The 20,684-nt window shown below is 64.9% G+C and carries 17 protein-coding genes; 9 read left to right on the top strand and 8 right to left on the bottom strand.

Annotated features, from left to right (window positions below; all coding sequences use genetic code 11):
- Positions 1-39 precede the first annotated feature (39 nt).
- Entirely contained in the window at positions 40-267 is a 228-nt protein-coding gene (locus tag BMY71_RS01865) for an FmdB family zinc ribbon protein (RefSeq protein ID WP_092681707.1), read from the top strand.
- A 23-nt stretch (positions 268-290) separates the two neighbouring features.
- Here BMY71_RS01865 and BMY71_RS01870 read toward each other — a convergent pair whose 3' ends face one another.
- Positions 291-572: a DUF3551 domain-containing protein gene (locus tag BMY71_RS01870; protein ID WP_092681331.1), complete on the bottom strand. Its 282-nt coding sequence runs from the start codon at positions 570-572 to the stop codon at positions 291-293.
- Positions 573-911: 339 nt separating this feature from the next.
- Here BMY71_RS01870 and BMY71_RS01875 point away from each other — a divergent pair, with 339 nt between their 5' ends.
- Positions 912-2,495 carry an AMP-binding protein gene (locus BMY71_RS01875; RefSeq protein ID WP_092681333.1) on the top strand — a complete coding sequence of 528 codons (1,584 nt, stop codon included), beginning with the start codon at positions 912-914 and terminating at the stop codon, positions 2,493-2,495.
- A gap of 21 nt (positions 2,496-2,516) precedes the next feature.
- Here BMY71_RS01875 and BMY71_RS01880 read toward each other — a convergent pair whose 3' ends face one another.
- Positions 2,517-3,623 (bottom strand): HD domain-containing phosphohydrolase, encoded by a 1,107-nt coding sequence (locus tag BMY71_RS01880; RefSeq protein WP_011504791.1) that lies wholly within the window; start codon positions 3,621-3,623, stop codon positions 2,517-2,519.
- A 203-nt stretch (positions 3,624-3,826) separates the two neighbouring features.
- On the opposite strand from BMY71_RS01880, the gene BMY71_RS01885 reads away from it, so the two are divergent.
- Complete coding sequence (locus BMY71_RS01885) at positions 3,827-4,228, top strand: hypothetical protein (protein WP_092681709.1); 402 nt, start codon at positions 3,827-3,829, stop codon at positions 4,226-4,228.
- A 193-nt stretch (positions 4,229-4,421) separates the two neighbouring features.
- Here BMY71_RS01885 and BMY71_RS01890 read toward each other — a convergent pair whose 3' ends face one another.
- From BMY71_RS01890 to BMY71_RS01900, 3 genes are all read right to left on the bottom strand, one after another.
- A complete protein-coding gene (locus tag BMY71_RS01890; RefSeq protein ID WP_011504793.1) occupies positions 4,422-5,084 on the bottom strand; it encodes a polysaccharide biosynthesis/export family protein in 663 nt (220 codons plus the stop codon).
- A 143-nt stretch (positions 5,085-5,227) separates the two neighbouring features.
- Positions 5,228-5,884 (bottom strand): peptide-methionine (S)-S-oxide reductase MsrA, encoded by a 657-nt coding sequence (msrA, locus tag BMY71_RS01895; RefSeq protein ID WP_041806153.1) that lies wholly within the window; start codon positions 5,882-5,884, stop codon positions 5,228-5,230.
- A gap of 162 nt (positions 5,885-6,046) precedes the next feature.
- On the bottom strand, positions 6,047-6,364 hold the full coding sequence (locus BMY71_RS01900; protein ID WP_092681335.1) for a hypothetical protein: 318 nt from the start codon (positions 6,362-6,364) through the stop codon (positions 6,047-6,049).
- Positions 6,365-6,739: 375 nt separating this feature from the next.
- On the opposite strand from BMY71_RS01900, the gene rpsT reads away from it, so the two are divergent.
- From rpsT to gyrB, 5 genes are all read left to right on the top strand, one after another.
- Positions 6,740-7,006, top strand: a complete 267-nt coding sequence (rpsT, locus tag BMY71_RS01905) for a 30S ribosomal protein S20 (protein ID WP_011504796.1) — start codon at positions 6,740-6,742, stop codon at positions 7,004-7,006.
- Positions 7,007-8,332: 1,326 nt separating this feature from the next.
- On the top strand, positions 8,333-9,751 hold the full coding sequence (gene dnaA, locus BMY71_RS01910) for a chromosomal replication initiator protein DnaA (RefSeq protein ID WP_092681337.1): 1,419 nt from the start codon (positions 8,333-8,335) through the stop codon (positions 9,749-9,751).
- 261 nt (positions 9,752-10,012) lie between these two features.
- Positions 10,013-11,131 (top strand): DNA polymerase III subunit beta, encoded by a 1,119-nt coding sequence (dnaN, locus tag BMY71_RS01915; RefSeq protein ID WP_011500435.1) that lies wholly within the window; start codon positions 10,013-10,015, stop codon positions 11,129-11,131.
- Between the two features lie 174 nt (positions 11,132-11,305).
- Positions 11,306-12,442: a DNA replication/repair protein RecF gene (gene recF, locus BMY71_RS01920; protein WP_092681339.1), complete on the top strand. Its 1,137-nt coding sequence runs from the start codon at positions 11,306-11,308 to the stop codon at positions 12,440-12,442.
- Between the two features lie 226 nt (positions 12,443-12,668).
- On the top strand, positions 12,669-15,110 hold the full coding sequence (gene gyrB, locus BMY71_RS01925) for a DNA topoisomerase (ATP-hydrolyzing) subunit B (RefSeq protein WP_092681341.1): 2,442 nt from the start codon (positions 12,669-12,671) through the stop codon (positions 15,108-15,110).
- A gap of 24 nt (positions 15,111-15,134) precedes the next feature.
- Here the strand turns inward: gyrB and BMY71_RS01930 are convergent, their stop codons facing one another.
- From BMY71_RS01930 to BMY71_RS01940, 3 genes are all read right to left on the bottom strand, one after another.
- Positions 15,135-16,397 (bottom strand): thiolase family protein, encoded by a 1,263-nt coding sequence (locus tag BMY71_RS01930; RefSeq protein ID WP_244525955.1) that lies wholly within the window; start codon positions 16,395-16,397, stop codon positions 15,135-15,137.
- 40 nt (positions 16,398-16,437) lie between these two features.
- Positions 16,438-17,661 carry a cytochrome P450 gene (locus BMY71_RS01935; protein ID WP_092681711.1) on the bottom strand — a complete coding sequence of 408 codons (1,224 nt, stop codon included), beginning with the start codon at positions 17,659-17,661 and terminating at the stop codon, positions 16,438-16,440.
- A gap of 88 nt (positions 17,662-17,749) precedes the next feature.
- Positions 17,750-19,672 carry a class I adenylate-forming enzyme family protein gene (locus tag BMY71_RS01940; RefSeq protein ID WP_092681345.1) on the bottom strand — a complete coding sequence of 641 codons (1,923 nt, stop codon included), beginning with the start codon at positions 19,670-19,672 and terminating at the stop codon, positions 17,750-17,752.
- Positions 19,673-19,823: 151 nt separating this feature from the next.
- Here BMY71_RS01940 and BMY71_RS01945 point away from each other — a divergent pair, with 151 nt between their 5' ends.
- The gene (locus tag BMY71_RS01945) at positions 19,824-20,459 is read left to right on the top strand and encodes a TetR/AcrR family transcriptional regulator (RefSeq protein ID WP_092681347.1); all 636 of its coding nucleotides are present in this window, start codon (positions 19,824-19,826) and stop codon (positions 20,457-20,459) included.
- Positions 20,460-20,684 lie beyond the last annotated feature (225 nt).

Genomic DNA, 20,684 nt, shown 5'->3' on the forward strand with positions numbered 1-20,684 from the left:
TGCAAAGCCTGCTGCAACATGGCTTCAGGAGGCGCAGCGATGCCGCTTTACGGATTTCATTGTGCGGATTGCGACAAGGAGAGCGAGTTGCTGGTCGGTTTTTCCGACAGACCGCACTGCCCGGGCTGCGGCGGGCGAAAGATGGAGCGGCTGGTGTCGCGACCGGCGCCGCCCGGTCAAAGCAAAGGCCTGATCAAGGCCGCCCGCGCGCAGGCGGCGCGCGAGGGCCATCTATCGAATTTCAGCCGCAAGGAGCGCGGCGGTTGATCACGCCGCGCCCGGCTCGCTGATCAGTAGGCCGACGGACCCCAGGACGGGCCATATCCGTCCTCGCGACCATATCCGCCACCCCAGGCGATGTAGCGCGGGTTCGCCACGCAATTGCCGCCGGTGCCCTGCGCCGAATAGCGGCAGGATTCGAAGCTCGAGAAGCTGCAATTGCCAGGATAGCCCTGCTGCGAGCCCTGCTTGCAGTACGGATACTCGATCTGCGCCGCCGCGGGCTGCGCGGTCATCATTTGCGTCGCGCCGAGCACGCCGAGCGCCATCGCTGCCAGTGCCAAAGTCTTCATCGCGTCGTCTCCTTCGATCGTTGGATATGTCGGTACGGTGACAGGCCAACGATGCGCTGCAGGGAACGTTCCGGCATTCGATCCACGGTGCTTTGTCGCAGGCCGGCTGCGCATGATCAGCCCGCCCGCGGAAGGGCTGCGCGAGACTCAAACAATCGATCCGCCGATAGAACACGCAGGCCCCTACGCGCCGACGCGGAGCCGACCGAATTGCGCGAGGCAGCGGGCGGTGGCACAAGGTCGGCACAGAGCAACAAAGATGCGCGCGATGGGGTGGCGAATTGCCGCCACACACAACGCGCGCTGAAGCGCGGAACGCGCAGTGCCAAGGGGGAAACAATGCCGCAACCAATCGAAGCGCCGGGCGTGGTGGGACCGTTCGCCGGAATGGACGTGCCGTGGCTGCTGCGCCTGCAGGCCGAGACGCGGCGCGATCATCCGTTCATCATCTGGGCGCCGTTCGACGCGCCGGCGCGGGTCTGGAGCTACGGCGAATTCCACGAGCGGGTCGGCGCGCTCGCCGCAGGCCTGGCGGCGCGCGGCGTCAAGCCCGGCGACGCGGTGCTGATCCATCTCGACAATTGCGCGGAATTTCTGCTGAGCTGGTTCGCCTGCGTCGAGCTCGGCGCGCTCGCGGTCACCACCAACACCCGCTCGGCCGCGGCCGAGATCGATTACTTCGCCGATCATTGCAACGCGGTCGCCGCGATCACCCAGCCGGCCTATGCGGAGCTGGTCGCCGCCAATTGCAGGAAGCTGCGCTGGATCGCGGTGATCTCGCACGATCCCGGCGCGGCGCTGCCGGCGCAGACGGTCGCAAAAGCGGATTCGTTCGAGAGCCTGTTCGGCGACAGCGCCAACCGCCCGCAGCGGCCGACCGATCCGTTCGCGCCGTGCAGCGTGCAATACACCTCGGGCACGACATCGCGGCCGAAGGCGGTGCTGTGGACTCACGCCAACGCGCTGTGGGGCGCCAAGATCAATGCCGCGCACCAGACGCTACGCGCCGACGACGTCCACCTCGCTTACTTGCCGCTTTTCCACACCAACGCGCTGGCCTATTCGATGCTGGCGAGCCTGTGGGTCGGTGGAACTTGCGTGGTGCAGCCGCGGTTCTCCTCGAGCCGGTTCTGGAGCGTCTCGCTGGAGCATCGCTGCACCTGGAATTCCAACATCCCGTTCTGCCTGAAGGCTCTGATGGAGCAGGAGACGCCGAAGCATCACAGCTTCCGGATGTGGGGCACCGCCGTGGCCGAGCCGCCGGCCTTCGCGGTGTTCGGCGTCAAGATCATCGGCTGGTGGGGCATGACCGAGACCATCACCCACGGCATCATCGCCGAGGCCGACCAGCCGAATACGCCGATGACGATCGGCCGCGCCGCGCCGGAGTACAGCCTGCGCGTCGTCGGCGACGACGGCGTGCCGACGCAGGTCGGCGACACCGGAAATCTGCTGATCAAGGGCGTGCCCGGACTGTCGCTATTCAAGGAGTATCTGCACAACGGGCAGGCCACGCGCGACAGCTTCGACGAACACGGCTACTTCATCACCGGCGACCGCGTCACGCTGCTCGAGCGCGGCGCGATCAAGTTCGGCGACCGCGCCAAGGACATGCTCAAGGTCGGGGGCGAGAACGTCGCCGCGTCCGAGATCGAGCAGGTGGTGATCACCGTTCCCGGCGTCCGCGAGGCCGCAGTGGTGGCGAAGAAGCACCCGATGCTCGACGAGGTGCCGGTGGCGTTCGTGATCCCGACCGCCGGCGTCGGCAACGCCGCGCCTGACCTCGCCGATCGCATCATGGCGATCTGCACCAAGTCGCTCGCCGATTTCAAGCGCCCGCGCGAAATCCGCCTCGTCGACGAGATGCCGCGATCGACGCTGGAGAAGGTCGCGAAGGCCGAATTGCGCAAGATGCTGGAGTGAAACGTCGTAACCGTGGCGCGACTAGCCGCCGAGCGGGACCGGGCGGAACGCCTGCAGCAGGCGCTGATCGATCTTGTCGCCCATCGACTCCATCCGGGAGAACGCGTGCAACGGCATCAGCGGGACGTGATTTTTGCGCGGCGCCACCAGCGAGGTGAAGATGTCGACGATGGTGGTGATGCGGACGATGTCGCTGATCTGGTCGCCATGCAGCGCATCGGGATAGCCCGAGCCGTCAAGCAACTCGTGATGATGCAGGATCACATCGAGGGTCTCTCGCGGAAAGCTCCCCTCGGCGGCGAGCGCTTCGTAGCCTCGGCGCGGATGCTCGCGGAATTTGTGCAAGCGTTCGCCCTGCAGACCGTCGAGATCGTCGAGCACACCGACGTCGACGAACGCCTTGCCGACGTCGTACAGCAGCGCAGCGCGGGTCAGACGACGCTGATCTTCCTCGCGCATACCGAGATGCTGGGCGAAGGCGACGGCATAGCCGGTCGCGAACAAAGCGAGTCGGTAGCTTTCGTTGTGGTGACGGCCGACGACGGCGAGCCATTCGCGCAGCGACGAGCGCTTGATCGCCTTGAGGATCGGCGCCTCGGCCCGGATCACGTCGTGATACGTCAAAGGCTGGCCCGCCGGCAGCCGGTCGAAGATCTTGACCAATACGCTGTGCGCGGCCGCGACGCCCTTGCTCATTGCCTCGGCGCGCGCGGCTTCGGTCGTCTCCGAGGGATCGGGGAACGCAGCACGGATCCGCGCCAGCAGGTCACGCGGATCGAACGGACGCGCGATGGTGTCGGTGGCACCGAGCGCCCAGGCCTGCATCGAGCCATGATGCAATTCGTCGGCGAGCACGAACAGCCGCGGGATCGGCTGATAGCCGCCGCCCAACAGCTTGCGCCGGACCATCTGCACGCTTTCCGCGGACCGCAGATTGATGTCGACGACGATCCCGGACAGGTTCTGCGACGGCACGTCGGGTAGTTGCGCGGTGGAGATGGTTTCAATCTCGGCGATGCCGGCCAGGATCCGGGCGAGGTCGGCGCTCTGATCTCGGCGATCGGACGCCAGCAGCAGCCGCCGTCGCGGTTCGGACTGGGGCGCGGATTGTCGGGCTACTGCATTCATGAATCACCGAAATTGATAGGACGTAGACCTCGGACATCCTTAGCGGGAAATTGGTTCCTACTGCTTAATGGGCGTTCTTAACGTTCGGTGTTTTTTCAGCGCCAATTTGATCGGCATTTTGATCGGCATTGTTCGGATTTGATCAGTTGCGCACTGGCTTCGGCGCAGACTGCGTTTATGATAGCGGGATCAAAAGGACCACGATGCCGCAAACCGCACATACTCGGATCGACGGCGACGACACACAGCAGGCGCTGCGCCGCATGGCCTTGGTGCGGCTCGCGCTGATCGTCGCCGCGTCGTTGAGCACAGCCCCGGTTTCGGCGCAGCAATTTGCGCCGGCGATCGTCACGCCGCCGTTCACCGCGACGCTGTCCAACACCGCGCCGCTGGCGTTCGGCATGGATGCGTTCGAAGCCGAACGTGCGCTCGGGATGCCGCTGAACTATGTCGGCGGACGGCCCGGCGACGAAGTCTTCCTTGTGATCCGCACCGCCGGCGGCAGCGGCTTCTTCAATCGCCGTGACCGGCTGTATCTGCAATTCCGCCACGGTCGGCTGACCGGCTGGAAAGGCGATTGGGGCCGCAACTGGATGTGGCAGTAAACGCCGCAGCCGCGGCGACGACGAATCCAGCGCTGCGTCGCCGGCGGCGGAGCGCCGACGTCAACCGAGATGTTAAGTAACAGGAAGCCGTATTCCGCGAACGGTGCGGCGCGCAACGGCGCGACGCGCGTTTCGTCATCCCGGCGAAGGCGGGGGACCCGTTGGATGATGACGGCGGATGCCGGGGCGAGTTTCAGAACCAGCGTTCGCTGACCAGCACGGTGTCGCCAGGGGTGAGCGGGGTGCCGAGCGGGACGACGGCGCGAACCACGGCGCCGCCCTCCGGGTGCGTCAGCGTCACGCTGTCGCGGCGGGCGCGCGGCGAAAAGCCGCCGGCGATCGCGACCGCGCTTTCGACGGTCATGTTCGGCACATACGGGTACTGCCCGGGCGCCAGCACTTCGCCGAGAATGAAGAACGGCCGATAGGAGTCGATCTCGACCGCCACGGACGGCTCGCGGATGAAGCCGTTGCGCAGCCGCGCGGAGATCGCGGCGGCAAGACCCGCGGCGGTGCGGCCGCGCGCCGGCACGCTGCCGATCAGCGGCATGGTGATCGCGCCGGACGCGTCGATCGCGTAGGTGTTGGTAAGGCCTTCCTGACCGTAGACCACGATGCGCAGCCGGTCGCCGGCGTCGAGCCGATATTCGGGTTGGGGGCTGGCCGGCAGCGGCGCGGCCGCATACGCCACCGGGCCGGGGGCGGCATAGCCGCCGCCATAAGCGAGGCTGTCGAGCGTGTTCGAGGGCTGAACCGCGACCGGACCCGACCGCCGCATACAGCCGCCGAGCGCGAGCGCTGCCGTCACGGCGATCATCGACAATCGAAACGCACTTACCAAACGCACTGGAGCCATTCCCTCTCCACGAGATGGCTCCGTTTATGCCGCGTTAGGGTTAACAAATTATTGGCGGTTGCGGCGTGCGGGGCGCGGCCCGCACCACGCGAAAGTCCCTCTCCCACTTGCGGGAGAGGGACGGGTTGGGGCGACGCTCGACTTCAGGCGGTGACGGCGACGCCGATCGGGCACGACACGCCGGTGCCGCCGAGCCCGCAATAGCCGCCGGGATTCTTCGCCAGATATTGCTGGTGATCGTCCTCGGCGAAGTAGAACTCTCCGGCCGGCGCGATCTCGGTGGTGATCGGCCCGAGCCGCTTGGCGGCGAGTGCCTGCTGATAGGCGCCGCGCGACGCGTCGGCGGCCTTTCGCTGCGCGTCGCTGATCGTGTAGATCGCCGAGCGATATTGCGAGCCGACGTCATTGCCCTGACGCATGCCCTGCGTCGGGTCGTGGCTTTCCCAGAACGTCTTCAGCAGCGTTTCGTAGGACACCTTGTTCGGGTCGAACACCACCATCACCACTTCGGTGTGGCCGGTGCGGCCCGAGCAGACTTCCTCATAGGTCGGATTCGGCGTGTAGCCGCCGGCATAACCGACCGCCGTGCTGTAAACGCCGTCGCCGAGTTCCCAAAACTTGCGCTCCGCCCCCCAGAAGCAGCCGAGCCCGAACACCGCCTGCTCCAGTCCTTCAGGAAAAGGCGGCTGGATGCGATGGCCGTTGACGAAATGGCTGCGCGCAGTGGGGATCGGCGTAGCGCGGCCCGGCAGCGCTTCGCTGGCGCTCGGCATCACGGTCGACTTGCGCATGAAGAACATGGACACCTCCCGGCGCGCCGCGGCGACGATCTGCCCGGCCGCCTGTTGTTCGATGGACGTCGGCGCTAGCGGGAAGCTACCGCCATCGGTTCTCAACGGAATTCTGGATATAGGTGTCTACGCGGCAACCGATAGGGTTGTTACGTGAGGTGTGACGGCGTGTCAGTCCCGGGCGTAGCCGATCAAGGGCTTGCGCGGCCGGAACAGCAGCAGCAGCAGCAGGCCGAACGTTCCGAGCACTGCAAAGGTCGGCTGCGCCAGCAGCAGCTTGATGACATGACTCCAGACCCAGGGCGCGGTCTGCTCGACCGAAACCTGGAACGCATTCTGGCTGGACTGGTGGACGTCGTTCCAGAACTCGCCGAGCCGGGTCCATTGCAGCGCGTTGTCGGCGACCGAACGGGCGCCGTCATAGACCAGGAAGATGAACCCCCCGGTCAGCAGCAACAAACCGATCAGTCGAAAGAACCCGCGGATCATCGTCCACCCCGATGGAATTGACCGCCCCCCGGCCGCTCTACCGGGCGGGCGGACAAAACACAACCTCGCCAGCGACTTATACCGGCCTCGGCGACAATTTGCGCGCGCCGGGGCCGGCATCCCAAGGCGGTCCGCAGCCGAAACTGGGACGCCGCAGCCGTTGACGCTGGAAAGTTGTGGCTTTATAAGGCCGGCAATGGCGGTGGGGTTATCCCTGCCGCTGCTGTTCTTTGATGCGACGTCGCGATTTCGGCCCGTCGGCTCCAGGGACAATCTTCAGGAACATCCGGAACACACGGCGAGGCTCCGATCATCGGCGGCTCCGCCATCAGCCCGGCCCTCCGTAGCGGAGGCCGCTGCAGGATTTGAGAGAACATGGCCAATACGTCTTCCGCGAAGAAAGCGACTCGCAAGATTGCCCGGCGCACCGCGGTCAACAAGTCGCGCCGCACCCAGATGCGCGGTTCGGTTCGGACCGTCGAAGAAGCCATCGCCAGCGGCGATCGTGACGCAGCGGTGAAGGCGCTGGCGAACGCCGAGCCGGCGCTGATGCGCGCCGCCCAGCGCAACATCGTTCACAAGAACGCCGCGAGCCGAAAGGTCTCTCGCCTTGCGAGCCGGATCGCTCAGCTCGGTAAGTAATTCTCGAACTCATTACGAGATCAGAAAATGCCCGGCTCAGCCGGGCATTTTTTTTGCGCGCGCGATACGCGCCTTTCTTCGTGACGCCGCCTTCTCGTGATGCGCCATTTTCGCGCCACGCGGAACCGCGCAACGCACTCCCTCGACGCCACAATATCGTTGCGAACTCATCAGACGCGCGTTCGCATCGATCGATACACGACGATCGACGATCGCGTTCAAGCATCGAATGCGGCGCACACGTCGACGACGATGGACAATGCAGAACGCACTGCGCGAAACGCGCCGTGCGCGTCGTCAAGCTGCCTGCGCAGCGTTTAAAAAAGCACTGCAGCACAGTCGCAACTTGTCGTGTGACGAACATCGCATACGCGCGTTTTGCGCGCGCCTCGGAACTCTACGCAGTGCAAACAGCGCGTGGGTTACCCTGTCGGAACGCTCACGAAAAAACGCGGCCCGCGATACACTTATCGGCAATGCGAAAGCGAGCGCCTTGAAAAGGCCGTCGCGCAGCCACCAAAGGTAAAGGATTCATGAAAAACTTTTGGGCGCGCAATGGATTCGTCACGACGCCTCCGCGTTTGGAATCTGCGCACAGATTCAAAATCTTGCCTTCGCCGAAAAACCCCACCGGCTAATCGCGCATGGCCCAAGCCGGGTTTCGCGCCGCTCGAATCGAATCAATTCCGTTGCGGGAAAAGGGTGGTCGTGTATTTCTTAGATCGCCCGCGACGCCCTCGGTTCTTCTGATCAGCGCGGTTTGAGAACCAGGGGCGGGCATGCAGATCGGCGGCGGTTTGCGTGTTGGCGGCGTTTTTCAAACGAAAGCCCGGTTGTCACTCATAGCAATATGAGACCGGCGAAGCTGTGTCTGAATGCTTGCGAGGCGTTCGCTTGCGAACGTTTCGAACGAGCGATGGCAGGGGCGCGCGACAACCATTCGTGACGAAGACGACGCAGCGGTAATGGAACGCAGAATTGGCTCGGGGTTTGACGACATCTTGCCGCGTGCAAGCGCGTCGAGAGGGGGAGGTTTTCATGAGCAACGAATTCAACGCTTCATTCCAGGACGCCGAGGTTTCGGCCCGAGATTATTTCAAGACGTCCACAACAATCATCAGTCGCTGTTGCGATCGAACTCCGGTGCATCCGTCGAGTCCGCGCTGACCTGAAGCAATCCCATTAATCGGATCCTGACCTGACGTCGGCGCGTTGCCGAACAGCGGAGCAGTGTCCGGAGTTTGCTTCGCGACGCCGCAGAGCGGCGTGAGCCGTCATGGTTTCGCCTTCTGCGTTGAACATCACTCCTTCTGAAAAGCTGCTGAAATGTCGAATATGGAACATGATCGCTGGTCTCGCGTAAAAGGCCGTTTGCGCTCGAGCGTCGGCGAGGACGTCTATTCGAGCTGGTTCGCGCGGATGGACCTCGAAGCCGTTCAGCAGGAAAGCGTGCATTTGTCGGTGCCGACGCGGTTTCTGAAGAGCTGGATCCAGACGCACTATTCCGAGAAGGTGCTGACCTGCTGGCAGGCGGAAATGCCGGAGGTTTGCCGCATCGATCTCACCGTACGCTCGCCGATGCGCGCCGCGGCGACGAAGGAAGCGCCCGCGCCGGCCGAGCATCGCCGCGACGAGCACCGTCCGGCGGCGGACGCGCGCAGCCACGCGGCCGCGCCGGCCCCTTCCAATCATGACGCACTCGGCGGCTCGCCGCTCGATCCGCGGCTCACATTTGCGAGCTTCGTCGTCGGACGCTCCAACACGCTGGCGCACGCCGCCGCAAAGCAGGTAGCGGAAGGCCGCCGCGGCGATCCGGTGATGTTCAACCCGCTGTACATCCATTCCGGCGTCGGCCTCGGCAAGACGCATCTGCTGCAGGCGGTGACCTGGGCCGGCAATTCCGGCACCGAGCGCAAGGTGCTGTATCTCACCGCCGAGAAATTCATGTACGGCTTCGTCGCTTCACTGAAGACGCAGACCTCGCTCGCCTTCAAGGAAGCTCTGCGCGGCATCGACGTGCTGGTGATCGACGATCTGCAGTTCCTGCAGGGCAAGACCACCCAGGCCGAATTCTGTCACACCCTGAACGCGCTGATCGACGCCGGCCGGCAGGTCGTGGTGGCGGCCGATCGTCCGCCGGCGGATCTCGAAAGCCTCGACGAACGCGTCCGCTCGCGGCTCGCCGGCGGCCTCGTGGTCGAAATGGCGCCGCTCGGCGAAGAGCTGCGGCTCGGCATTCTGAAGTCGCGCGTGGTCGCGGCCCGCACCCATCATGCGAGCTTCGACGTGCCGCAATCGGTGCTGGAATATCTCGCCCACGCCATCACCCATAACGGCCGCGACCTCGAAGGCGCGATCAACCGGCTGCTGGCGCATTCCAAACTGAATGCTCAGCCGGTGACGCTGGAGATGGCCGAGCACGAGGTGCGCGACCTGATCCGGCCGCAGGAACCGAAGCGGATCAAGATCGAGGACATTCAGCGCGTCGTCGCGCGGCAGTACAATGTCAGCCGCTCCGACCTGTTGTCGTCGCGCCGTACCGCCAATGTGGTGCGGCCGCGCCAGGTGGCGATGTATCTTGCCAAGACGCTGACGCTGCGCTCGCTGCCGGAAATCGGCCGCCGCTTCGGCGGACGCGATCACACCACGGTGCTGCACGCCGTGCGCAAGATCGAAGGGCTGGTGTCGAAGGACGTCACGCTGTCCGACGAGGTGGAATCGCTCAAGCGCCAGCTTCAGGAATAGGCTGGCGCATCGGCTCGCGCATCGGCCGGCGAACCGCCGCGCTGCGGGGGTCTTCTCGCAAAACTCGTGGAAATTCGGGGCCATCCCGGCAACCCACCCTTGCGTCCGCCGCGTAACCACGCCAACCTGCGGACCCCCCGCGGGTTCGGGCGACGCCCGCAGGGTCCCCATTGCCGTGGCGCCGTCTCTGGCTGCCCGGCTTCTCCAGTACATCCGGCGACTCCATCACACGATGTGGGTGCGGATCAGGCGGGTTTTGCAATGAAGGTCACGGTCGAACGCGCGCAACTTCTGAAGTCGCTGGGCCACGTCCACCGCGTGGTCGAGCGCCGTAACACCATTCCGATTCTCGGCAACGTGCTGGTGCGCGCCGAAAACGCCCAGCTTGCATTGAAGGCGACCGACCTCGACCTCGAAGTGATCGAGACGCTGCCGGCTGAGACCGCCACCGCGGGCTCGACCACCGTGCCGGCACATATGTTCTACGACATCGTGCGCAAATTGCCCGACGGCTCGCAGATCGTGCTGGAGAGCGACGGCGATCGTTCGGTGCTGGCGATCCGCGCCGGGCGCTCGCGCTTCACGCTGCAGACCCTGCCGGAGAGCGACTTTCCCGATCTCGCCGCCGGCGAGATGTCGCATTCCTTCTCGCTCGCCGCTTCCGACGTGAAGCGGCTGATCGACCGCACCCAGTTCGCGATCTCCACCGAGGAGACGCGCTATTATCTCAACGGCATCTATCTGCACACTGCGGGCTCGGCAAAAGCCGCGACGCTGCGCGCGGTCGCGACCGACGGCCATCGCCTGGCGCAGGTCGATCTGGCGCAACCCGCCGGCGCCAGCGGGATGCCCGGCGTGATCGTGCCGCGCAAGACGGTCGGCGAAGTCCAGCGGCTGATCGAGGACAACGACGCCGAGATCGCCATCGAACTATCCGCCGGCAAGATCCGCTTCACCATCGGCAATGTGGTGCTGACCTCGAAGCTGATCGACGGCACCTTCCCGGATTACGGCCGCGTCATTCCGCAGAACAACGACAAGGAACTGGTGGTCGACAAGAAGGAATTCGAAGCCGCGGTCGATCGCGTCTCGACGATTTCCTCCGAGCGCGGCCGCGCGGTGAAGCTGGCCTTGAGCGCCGGCAAGCTCGTGCTGTCGGTGACCAATCCGGATTCCGGCAGCGCCACCGAAGAGCTCGAGGTCGAATACGCCTCCGACGCGCTCGATATCGGTTTCAACTCCCGCTATTTGCTCGACATCGCAGCCCAGATCGAGGGCGAAGTCGCGGTGTTGAAGCTCGCCGACCCCGGCTCGCCGACCCTGATCCAGGACCGCGACACCAAGAACGCACTGTATGTGCTGATGCCGATGCGGGTGTAGGGGACGTCGCTTCAGCAACACCACCCGTCGTCACCCGGATTGACCGGGCGACCCAGTAGCCCAAAGCGCTTCGGCCGAACACGAACGCTCTGGAATACTGGGCCCTCCGCTTTCGCGGAGGGTGACGGCAGAGCAAGTTGCGGTGCCTTGCGACGCATCGAGTCCGGCTGATATATGACCGCATCCCGCATCACCCGGCTGACGCTGACGCACTTCCGAAATTATCGGGCGGCGGCGTTGCATACGCGTGGCGAACGGGTGGTGCTGGTGGGCGCGAACGGCGCGGGCAAGACCAATTGTCTCGAGGCGATCTCGTTTCTGTCGCCCGGCCGCGGCCTGCGCCGCGCCACGCTCGACGACGTCTCCGACCATCAGGGCGACGGCTCCTGGGCGGTGTCGGCCGAGGTCGAGGGCGCGCTCGGCCTCGCCACGCTCGGCACCGGGATCGACCCACCGCGCGCCGACGCCGCCACGACGCGGCGCTGCCGGATCGACCGCGAGCCGGTCGGCTCCGCCACCGCCTTCGGCGATCATCTGCGCATGGTGTGGCTGACGCCTGCGATGGACGGACTGTTCATGGGCGCGGCGTCGGAACGGCGGCGGTTTTTCGATCGCCTGGTGCTGGCGATCGACAGCCAGCATTCCAGCCGGGTCTCGGCGCTCGACCGCAGCCTGCGCTCGCGCAACCGGCTGCTGGAGGAACGCAACGCGGACCGCCACTGGCTCGACGCGATCGAGCGCGAAACTGCCGAACTCGCCGTCGCGGTCGCGGCGATGCGCGGCCAGACCGCGGCGCGGCTCGCCGCGATGCTCGACGCCCGCGGCGCGGCGTCGGCGTTTCCGTCGGCAAAGATCATGCTCGACGGCTGGATGGAAAGCGCGCTGCTGACCGAACCGGCGACCGCGGTCGAGGATCGCTACCGCGCGATCCTGCGCGATGGCCGCCCGCGCGACGCCGCCGCCGGCCGCACCCTCGACGGCCCGCATCTCACCGATCTCCAGGTGATCTATGCGCCGAAGGCGATGCCGGCGCGCGACGCCTCCACCGGCGAGCAGAAGGCGCTGCTGATCGGGCTGGTGCTCGCCCATGCGCAGCTCGTCTCCGAGATCACCGGCATCACGCCCCTGCTGCTGCTCGACGAGGTGGTGGCGCATCTCGACCCCGCCCGCCGCCGCGCGTTGTTTGCGGAACTCGAGCGGCTTGGCGCGCAAGTCTGGATGACCGGCGCCGATCCGGCGGGCTTCGCCGAGATCGGCCCCGATGCCGAGATTTTCACCGTCGAGTCGGGCCGGATCGCACCGCAAAAATGAGCCGATCTGACCGCCTTGGAACGTCCGGAACCGCGCCGCGCGCACGCCCTTCCGGGCGCCTCGAAATCGGCCCGATCCGGACTTGTAAAACCCGCTGAAAATCCCATTTCTTCAATAACTTGCATCGTGCCACTTTGGGCTAGGCGCAATCCGTCTTTCATGGCACAAATGGCGCTTCATCGCGCCCTCGCACGCCGATTCGATTTCATCCTTCAAAGGTCCCTGCATGACTGAACCCGCCCGGCAGCCGATCGCCGAAACCCCGCCTTCCGTTCCGGCCGAATACGGCGCGGAATCGATCCGGGTGCTGAAGGGCCTCGACGCCGTGCGCAAGCGGCCGGGCATGTATATCGGCGACACCGACGACGGCAGCGGCCTGCACCACATGGTGTACGAAGTCGTCGACAACGCCATCGACGAGGCGCTGGCCGGCCACGCCACCGCGGTCGAAGTGGTACTGAACGCCGACGGCTCGGTGACGGTGCGCGACGACGGTCGCGGCATTCCGGTCGACATCCACAAGGGCGAAGGCATTTCCGCGGCCGAGGTCATCATGACCCAGCTGCACGCCGGCGGAAAATTCGACCAGAACTCCTACAAGGTGTCCGGCGGTCTGCACGGCGTCGGCGTCTCGGTGGTCAACGCGCTGTCGAGCAAGCTGATCCTGCGGGTCTGGCGCAACGGCAAGGAGCACATCATCGAATTCGCCCATGGCGACGCGGTGGCGCCGCTCAGCGTGGTCGGCGACGCCAATGGCCGGCGCGGCACCGAGGTGACGTTTTTTGCATCGCCGGAAACCTTCACCCACATCGAATATGACTTCGCCACGCTGGAGCATCGGCTGCGCGAGCTCGCCTTCCTGAATTCCGGCGTCAACATCGTGCTGTCCGACATGCGTCACGCGGTCGAGAAGCGCGAGGAGATGCGCTACGAGGGCGGCGTCACCGAATTCGTGAAGTATCTCGACCGCAACAAGAAGCCGATCGTGCCCGCGCCGATCGTGCTCGCGGCCGATCTCAACGGCATCGGCGTCGAAGTCGCTTTGTGGTGGAACGAGACCTACCACGAGAACGTGCTGTGCTTCACCAACAACATCCCGCAGCGCGACGGCGGCACGCATCTGGCCGGCTTCCGCGCCGCGCTGACCCGGCAGGTCAACGGCTACGCGGATTCCAACGCCAAGAAGGAAAAGATCGCGCTGACCGGCGACGATTGCCGCGAGGGGCTGACCGCGGTGCTCTCGGTGAAAGTGCCGGACCCGAAATTCTCGTCGCAGACCAAGGACAAGCTGGTGTCCTCGGAAGTGCGCCCGGTGGTCGAGAACGTGCTGAACGAAGCGCTCGCAGCATGGTTCGAGGAGCATCCGTCCGAAGCGAAGGTGATCGTCGGCAAGGTGATCGAGGCCGCCGCCGCCCGCGAAGCCGCGCGAAAAGCGCGCGAGCTGACGCGGCGCAAGGGCGCGCTCGACATCGCCTCATTGCCCGGCAAGCTCGCCGACTGCCAGGAACGCGATCCGTCGAAATCCGAACTGTTCATCGTCGAGGGTGACTCCGCCGGCGGCTCCGCCAAGCAGGGCCGCAACCGCGAATTCCAGGCCGTGCTGCCGCTGCGCGGCAAGATCCTGAACGTCGAGCGCGCGCGCTTCGACAAGATGCTCGGCTCCGAGCAGATCGGCACGCTGATCACCGCGCTCGGCACCGGCATCGGCCGGGACGATTTCGATCTGTCGAAGCTGCGCTACCACAAGATCATCCTGATGACCGACGCCGACGTCGACGGCGCGCATATCCGCACGCTGCTGCTGACGTTCTTCTTCCGGCAGATGCCGGCGCTGATCGAGGGCGGCTTCCTCTACATCGCGCAGCCGCCGCTCTACAAAGTGACGCGCGGCAAGTCGGAGCAGTATCTCAAGGACGAGCGCGCGCTCGAGGACTATCTGATCTCGACCGGGCTCGACGACTGCATCTTCCGCCCCGCCAGCGGCGAGGAGCGCTCCGGCCGCGACCTGCTGGCGCTGGTCGAGAACGCCCGCATCGTCCGCGGCACGCTGCACAATCTGCACAGCCGCTACAACGGCTCGGTGGTCGAGCAGGCGGCGATCGCCGGCGTGCTCAATCCGAGGATCACCAGCGACATCCCCACCGCCAATGAGGCGGCGGCCTACATCGCGCGCCGGCTCGACGCGCTGGCCGACGAGGTCGAGCGCGGCTGGGTCGGGCGCTTCACCGAGGGCGAGGGCTTCAGCTTCGAGCGCACCGTGCGCGGCGTGAAAGACGTCGCGATCATCGACGACGCGCTGCTCGGCTCGGCCGACGCCCGCAAGCTCGACGAATACGCCGCGATTCTGCAGGAAGCCTATCCCCGCCCCGGCGTGCTGCGGCGGAAGGACACCGAGACGGCGATCCATGGCCCGGTCAGCCTGTTCGAGGCCGTGACCGACGCCGGCCGCAAGGGCGTCTCGCTGCAGCGCTACAAAGGCCTCGGCGAGATGAACCCGAGCCAGCTCTGGGAAACCACGCTCGACACCAACGCCCGCTCGCTGCTGCAGGTCAAGGTGCGCGAAGTCGACGAAGCCGACGACCTCTTCACCAAGCTGATGGGCGACGTCGTCGAACCCCGCCGCGAATTCATCCAGGAGAATTCGCTGAGCGCCACGGTGGACGTGTAGAGCCAGTCGAATCTGCCCGGCAGTTCAGTTGGGCTCGAGCCTCTCCAGGATCGTGATCGCGCAGGCGGCTTCATCGAAGCCGACGACGCCGCCGCCATTTTCCGCCAGCGCCAGCCGCGCTTTTTTGGCCTGCCGTTCGCCGGCCTCGCCGCGCAACTGCAGCACCAGCTCATGGATCATCGAAAGACCTGTGGCTCCGACCGGATGTCCCTTGGAGACCAGTCCCCCGGACAGATTCACCGGACGATCGCCGCCGAGCGCGGTCTCGCCTGAGGCGACATAGGCGCCGCCTTGTCCTTCTGCGCAGAAGCGCAGCATCTCGACCTGATAGATCTCGCAGAACGAGGTGGCGTCATGAACCTCGGCGATATCGATGTCCGACGGCGAAATCCCCGCCATTTTATAGGCCCTGTCGGCGGCAATGCGCGAGAGCCCAGGCTCGTCGAGCGACCGGTATTTGCCGCCCGACATCGTGCTGGCCCTGATCTTCACCGCCCGCTCCCGCACCCCGCGCGGCAATGACGCAAGATAATCCTTCGAGCAGACCAGAGCGGCGGCGGCGCCGTCGCCGATCGGCGCACACATGCTGCGTGTCAGCGGATAGCTGATCGGGCGATCGGCCAGGACCTCATCGGCCGTCATCGTGAACCGATATTGCGCCAGCGGATTCAGGCTTCCGTGATGATGGTTCTTGGCCGCGCCGATCGCGATCTGGCGCTGCGTCGTGCCGTAGCGTTTCATGTGATACGCCGCCTGCATCGCGTAAGTATCCATGAAGATGGTGCCGCGCTTGTCATCCGGCTGGAACGGCTTGCCACTGACCTCACCGGCGTCGCGGTAGTAGGCGAGCCATTCGCCGGGATCGAGCTGATCGATCCCGCCGTCGAAGATCTCCTGCGTTCGTGCCGGGTCGTCCGGAACGAAGGTCTTCTCGACGCCGATGGCGAGCGAGAGCTGCGCGTCGCCCGACGCGATGTCCTTCCATGCGCCATGCAGGGCCTGAGAGGCCGTCGCGCAGCCGCCTTCGACATTCATCGTCGGGATGCGCTCGGGGAACAGCCCCTCCCGCACCAGCGGAGAGAGGCAGACCTGTCCGCGAATATTGCGCTGTCCGAATGTCCCCATGCCGCAGTTTCCAAACCACGCCATCGCAATGTCGCGTCCATCCGCCATCCCCGCGTCCGCCAGCGCCGCAAGATACGCCTCTCGGGTCAATGCCTTGAAGCTGGTCTGCGGCCTCTTGCCGAACGGCGTACAGGCAGTTCCGATCACATAGACTTCAGGCATCATCTTTCTCACCAGTGTCGAATACGTCTCGTCAGGCGCGTCAGCGCAGGCGGATCGGGAGCGATTGCATGCCTCGGAGGATGATCGAATCCCTCCACCCCGGCGCGGAATCCGTTGCAAGGGAAATCCCGGGAAACCGCTCGATCAGGGCGCGCAGGGCGATCTGTCCTTCGAGTCTCGCGAGCTGAGCGCCGAGGCAAAAGTGAATGCCATGACCGAATGTCAAATGCGGATTCGGCGATCGGCCGAGATCGAGGCGATCCGCATCCCCGAACTGCTCGGGATCGCGGTTGGCCGAATTGATGAAGGCGAACACGCGCTGCCCCTGCAGCATCGTCCGGCCGCCGAACTCCACATCGGCGGTGACGACGCGCACCAGGGCGCCACTCGGCCCGTCATACCGCAGCCATTCTTCGACCGCCGTTTCGGCCAACGATGGATCGTCCTTGACGCGCGCCCACTGCTCCGGCGCGTTCATCGTGTAGTAGAACCCGTTGCCGAGCAGGTTGGTGGTCGTTTCATGCCCTGCGAACAGCAGGAGGATGCAGGTTGCGATCACCTCGTCATCGGTCAGCGCCTCGCGCTTGTCGGGCTCGGTCACGAGCTGGCTGATGATATCATCCTGCGGATCGACCGTCCGGCTGGCGATGATGCCGCGAAAATACTCTGCCATGGCCTTCGCCCCGGCCTCTGCGCGGAGATATTTGTCCGCCGTCGCGCGCGACGTTCCGATGAACAAAGCGATGTCGTTCGACCAGTCCTTGACGCGATGCAGATCGTCTCGCGGCACGCCGAGCAGATCCATCATCACCGTCGCCGGCAAAGGGTAGGCAAAATCCGCAATCCAGTCGACCACTCCGGTGCTGCGCGCCTTTTGCTCCATCTCGTCGAACAGCAGCGCGACGATCTCCCCGACATTGGGCTCCAGCGCCATCACAGATCGCGAGGTGAAAGCCTTGGTGAACAGCCGACGCAACCGGGTATGCTCGGGCGGATCCCGGAAAACCATCCATTTTCCGAGGTAGGTCATCAGATTGGCAAAGCCGCCCTGGCTCTCGGCGGGCACCGTCGCGAAGAACGGCGCCAGTCGCTCCGCCGACATGTCGGCGTTCGACACCGCCACGCGCCGCACGTCGTCATAGCGCGTAATCACCCACGCCTTCAGGACCGGCGACCAATGCACCGGATCACTCTCCCGCAACTGCGCGAAGACCGGGAACGGATCGGCGTTGATCTTGGGATCGGCGAAGTCGAGACTCAGCATCGAAGAAACTCCCGGTTCGTTCCACGCAGGCAGCGCGGCGCGCGGGACCCGATTGCCGGGTCCCGCTTCAGCGGTCATCGCTCAGCTATCACTTGCGAAATCTGGCTTCGTCGGGCGTAGTCAGCCCACAGACGCCCTGCTGTTCGATCATTCGCGCAAGATGTTGCCCGCGCTCGGAGCCTTGTTCGAGTTCGCCCAGCGCCTCGCGGGGCGTCATCGGCTGTCCATCAAGCTTGAGATGCGGCGTATCGAACAACGCCGGCGGCAGGCTGGCGCAAAATGCGGAGAATCGCGCAAGCGGTGTGCCCGGCGAGTCGCCCCAGAAGTCCACCAGCGGCCGCTTCAGGGTCTTTCCTGCGGCATTGGCTGGCAGACTGGCTCCGAACACCACGTATTCCGGCGTCTCGTATTTGGCGAGATGCTTGGCGCAATGCTCGCGGATCTCGTCGGCTGTTGCACTCTCACCGGGCTTGAGCACCACGACCGCCTTCAATCGCTCCGAGAACACGTGGTCCGGCACGCCGACGACCGCTGCCCGCAGGACCTTGGGGTGCAGGTACAACTTGTTCTCGACCTCGATGCAGTAGACGTTCTGGCCGCCCCGCACGACCATGTCTTTCTTGCGGTCGAGCAGCCAGAGATAGCCGTCTTCGTCGATCTTGGCCCAGTCACCGGACAGCACAAAGCCGTCGCGGCGAAAGACTTCGGCGGTCTTGCCTGGTTCTTCCCAATACCCCGCATTGGTCTGCTGGCCACGATAGGCAACTTCACCAATCACGTTGGGCTCGAGAACTTCGTTGCCGGCATCGTCGAAGATGGCGATGTCGGTATTCGGAGTCGCGAGGCCGCAACTGGTGATCTTGCGGATCGCGTCTTCGGTGGGCAGCGCGAAACCGACCGCCGTGCTCTCCGACACCGAGCCGGCGTTCACCATCGCGATCGGCGCGAATTCGCGATTGAGCTGGTTGATGAAGGTTTCGGATGACGCATGGCCGCCGAAGAGGATCTTCTTGAGCGTCGAGCAGTCGTGGTTCCTGAATTCCGGATGGTTCATCATCATCCAGAGCATGATCGGGGCCGCGACGGCCCACGTTGCCCGCTCGGCCTCGATCAGCTTGATGGCCTCCAGCGGCGTGAACGCCGACATGATCACGCATTTTCCGCCACTCAGCAGCGCAGGCAGGAAATCCGCATAGACCGCCGTGTTGTGATACAAAGGCGGCATACACAGGTTGACGTCGTCGGGGCCCAGCCCCTTGGCTGCGATCACCACGTTCTGCGCGCAGCCGAGCGCATTGATGTGCATCGCCATCGTCCCCTTCGGCACGCCGGTCGTGCCCGACGTGAAGGAGATCGCACACAGATCCCATTCATCGACCGCCTCGTGATCGACCGGCGTCGTTCTCAGGGAGCTTAGTTCGGAGAAAGCCAGCGTTCCTTGCGGCGCCGCGCCGCCGATGACGAACACCGCCTCGACGCTGTCGAGGCCGCCGCGCACCGCATCGAGCTTGCCGCTCCAGACCTCGGAAGAGACCACCAGCCCCTTGGCGCCAACCTTGTTGATCTGCGCCGCCAGTCCTTCATCGGTCAGCCCGAGATTGACCGGCACGGCGACGCCGCCGAGCTGCACAATGGCGAGATAGGCGATGACGTATTCCGGGCAGCCCGCCGTCAGCAGACATAGCCGGTCGCGCTTCCCGAAACCGAATTCCTGTCGAAGCGCCGCAGCGACGCGATCGACTTGGGCGCCGACTTCGCCCCATGTCAGCCTCTCGCCGCCGGGATGGAAAACGTAGGCCTCGCGATCGGGCCAGCGCGCGACATTTGCGGCAAGGCACTCCGATATGCTGCTCGGCCGGTCGCGATAGGCCCAGATCTCTGTGCCTTCCCACGCAATCCCGCGCCCGCGCGGAGCAGTGATTCGGGCGACCGTTCCGGCAAGTTCCGGATAAGCGTCGCGCCACGACCTGCAAGTACCCTTCGCAGGACCTTTGACCTCCCAGGCTCCCATGTTCCCTCTTCTTGTTCAGATCAGTCGTCGATCCGTTTCCCGATACCGCAGACCATAACCAAACAATCGTTTGTTTTGCAAGCCGGCGCGTTGCTCGACGCGATGGGGCACGTCGGGTAAGGAAGCCCGAGCCTCATTCCGAACGAACCCGATGATCGCGAAAAGCCGACGCACCCGCACCGCATCGCAAACCCGACAGGCCAAACCCGCCCGGGAGGACCGCGCGGCCGACAAGCGGCCGGCGCTTTCCGGCGATCGTCGACAAGCGCTGATCAGCGAGGCGGCACGGCTGTTCGGCAACAAGGGCTATGAAAACACGTCGATGCGCGACATCGCCGCAGCGGTCGGCATCCTGCCGGGATCGCTCTATCACCACTTTTCTTCCAAGGAAGAGTTGTTCGTCGCCGTCTATTCCTTCGCCGTGTCGCAATCGGTCGACGCCGTGACGGCAGCGATCGAGCCCCGATCCGCCCCTTGGATTCGCCTGGAAGCGGCTTGCATCGCACACATGCAAAGCCTGCTGGACAAAAGCCGCTTCGCCGCCGTTCTGGTCTCGCACCTATCGGTGTCTGGCCTGCCAGAACAGGTTGTTGCGCTTCGCGACAGCTACGAAGCCGTTTTCAAGGATCTGATCGCAGAGCTGCCGCTGCCGGCAGGAACCGATCGGCGCATCTTCAGACTTGGACTGCTGGGGTCGATGAACTGGGCGATCACTTGGTACCGCCCCGGCGGCGAGACGCCGGCGAGTATCGCCCGAAAGCTCCTGAATGCGATCCGGCGCGATTAGAGCGTTTTCGAGCGAAGTGGAAACCGGTTCGCGTGAAGAAAACGCGTCAGAACAAAAAGTCAGAGCTCCGGTTCTGATTCGATCAGAACCGGAGCTCTGGGCGGGCCACGCGCCATCTTCATATTTAAGTGCTGATAGTCATGCGGCGCGCTGAGCAGCGTCGCGGCTCACTGGCCAATCGGCGCGGTCCTCAGCCGGCTTGGCGCTCAGCCGATCATGCTCATC

Source organism: Rhodopseudomonas pseudopalustris (assembly GCF_900110435.1).
GTDB lineage: Bacteria > Pseudomonadota > Alphaproteobacteria > Rhizobiales > Xanthobacteraceae > Rhodopseudomonas > Rhodopseudomonas pseudopalustris.

Bases quoted from the DNA above. Each gene is read 5' to 3' on its own strand.
- BMY71_RS01865 (WP_092681707.1), top strand. From the start codon at position 40: ATGCCGCTTTACGGATTTCATTGTGCGGATTGCGACAAGGAGAGCGAG.
- BMY71_RS01880 (WP_011504791.1), bottom strand. From the start codon at position 3,623: ATGAATGCAGTAGCCCGACAATCCGCGCCCCAGTCCGAACCGCGACGG.
- rpsT (WP_011504796.1), top strand. From the start codon at position 6,740: ATGGCCAATACGTCTTCCGCGAAGAAAGCGACTCGCAAGATTGCCCGG.
- BMY71_RS01890 (WP_011504793.1), bottom strand. From the start codon at position 5,084: ATGGCTCCAGTGCGTTTGGTAAGTGCGTTTCGATTGTCGATGATCGCC.
- msrA (WP_041806153.1), bottom strand. From the start codon at position 5,884: ATGTTCTTCATGCGCAAGTCGACCGTGATGCCGAGCGCCAGCGAAGCG.
- BMY71_RS01945 (WP_092681347.1), top strand. From the start codon at position 19,824: ATGATCGCGAAAAGCCGACGCACCCGCACCGCATCGCAAACCCGACAG.
- BMY71_RS01930 (WP_244525955.1), bottom strand. From the start codon at position 16,397: ATGCCTGAAGTCTATGTGATCGGAACTGCCTGTACGCCGTTCGGCAAG.
- BMY71_RS01940 (WP_092681345.1), bottom strand. From the start codon at position 19,672: ATGGGAGCCTGGGAGGTCAAAGGTCCTGCGAAGGGTACTTGCAGGTCG.
- BMY71_RS01900 (WP_092681335.1), bottom strand. From the start codon at position 6,364: ATGATCCGCGGGTTCTTTCGACTGATCGGTTTGTTGCTGCTGACCGGG.
- BMY71_RS01870 (WP_092681331.1), bottom strand. From the start codon at position 572: ATGAAGACTTTGGCACTGGCAGCGATGGCGCTCGGCGTGCTCGGCGCG.
- BMY71_RS01875 (WP_092681333.1), top strand. From the start codon at position 912: ATGCCGCAACCAATCGAAGCGCCGGGCGTGGTGGGACCGTTCGCCGGA.
- BMY71_RS01885 (WP_092681709.1), top strand. From the start codon at position 3,827: ATGCCGCAAACCGCACATACTCGGATCGACGGCGACGACACACAGCAG.
- gyrB (WP_092681341.1), top strand. From the start codon at position 12,669: ATGACTGAACCCGCCCGGCAGCCGATCGCCGAAACCCCGCCTTCCGTT.
- BMY71_RS01935 (WP_092681711.1), bottom strand. From the start codon at position 17,661: ATGCTGAGTCTCGACTTCGCCGATCCCAAGATCAACGCCGATCCGTTC.
- dnaA (WP_092681337.1), top strand. From the start codon at position 8,333: ATGTCGAATATGGAACATGATCGCTGGTCTCGCGTAAAAGGCCGTTTG.
- recF (WP_092681339.1), top strand. From the start codon at position 11,306: ATGACCGCATCCCGCATCACCCGGCTGACGCTGACGCACTTCCGAAAT.
- dnaN (WP_011500435.1), top strand. From the start codon at position 10,013: ATGAAGGTCACGGTCGAACGCGCGCAACTTCTGAAGTCGCTGGGCCAC.